This window comes from Methanoregula sp., assembly GCF_002835825.1.
Lineage (GTDB): Archaea > Halobacteriota > Methanomicrobia > Methanomicrobiales > Methanospirillaceae > Methanoregula.
Genome location: NZ_PIZH01000599.1, coordinates 1 through 1,276, shown reverse-complemented (window position 1 = coordinate 1,276; position 1,276 = coordinate 1). Strand labels below are relative to the sequence as shown.

1 protein-coding gene and 1 pseudogene are annotated in these 1,276 nt (G+C 49.3%); both read left to right on the top strand.

Annotation, left to right across the window (positions count from 1 at the left end):
* A pseudogene (locus CW742_RS13685) lies at nucleotides 1-250 on the top strand (archaeosortase A); the annotation flags it as partial.
* Nucleotides 251-661: 411 nt separating this feature from the next.
* Nucleotides 662-1,276, top strand: a 615-nt coding sequence (locus tag CW742_RS13680; RefSeq protein WP_292421327.1) for a hypothetical protein, incomplete at its 3' end; no start/stop codon positions are given.

Sequence of the window (1,276 nt, the reverse complement as noted above, 5' to 3'; positions counted from 1 at the left end):
GATTATCGCATGGTCGGACCAGTGGTTTGCGTATCTCCCGGATCCGAAGGGCACAACGGAATTCGGTGCAGGATATGCGAGTTTCTTCTGGGCTCATAATGTATTCGCCGAAGTACTCTCGCTTGTCGTCCTGATCGTGATCGCTGTCGGGTTGTTCAGGATCATTCCGGGGCTTGCTGATTTCGCCCGCGATCTGGTGAACCTTTACAGGAGAGAAGTGTGGGCTTTGATGGGAAAGGCAGGTGGATAACCTTGACGTGGATGAACTATCGGAAGTTTAAAACTCCTCTCGTGGAAGGGATAATCTGGGGGCTCATCGCCTTGATCCTACTGATTGTTTTTGGGATACCACTGGCTTTCGCTCTCGGGGTGGGGATAATTTTCAGCATTGTCGCGGGATATATCCTAAATGCGGGAAGACAGGTGGATTGAATATGCAGCGCTCGGTGCGATCATTCTCATGCTGTGCACGGAATCGTCCCAATATTGAAAATCTCAAATTTCAGGAGGGTACATGGATTTTATATCGGCCATTATGCAAAGGCAACAGGAAATACGGATAGGCAAGATCGTTGCAATCGATCCGCATGGATGAAGGAATGGACATGCAACAGGGAGGACTTGACTGCGGAATGGATCTTTTCAAGGATGGAAACTGTTCATGAACAAATGGAGACTCATCATAAAGGCCGCCGGCATCACCGGTGTCCTGCTCATAGTACGGCTGGTATTTGATTACCTGAATTACGATGTGCTCTCGCTCACTAACCTGATCACGGCATTTATCAGCGGCGCAATCTTTACGGTTGCGATTATCTTTGCCGGGGTGTTGACAGACTTCAAGGAGAGCGAGAAGATCCCCGGTGAGATTACAACTTCGATCCGGACGATATACAGCGATCTTACATTGATCCATGTGTCGGATAAGGAGATTATCCCCCGGATGCAGGCAAAGGTCTACCAGATTCTCGTGATCATCAATACCAATTTCCGGAATAATTCTTGGAACCTGAAAGAAATGGATCAGGGAATCGATGCATTTGTCGAGGATATCTCCCGGCTTGTTGACATGAATGTGCCGCCCCAGTATACCGTAAAACTGAAGAACGAGATTGGCACCATTGACCGGCTCTCTCACCGGGTCAAGACGATCACGGAAACCTCGTTCATACCTGCCGCCTATGCCATCTCCGAACTCTCCGCAGCCTGCGTTATCATCCTGCTCTTCTTTGTGAAGCTGGCCCCGTTATATGAAGGACTCGCGCTCTTCGCTGTG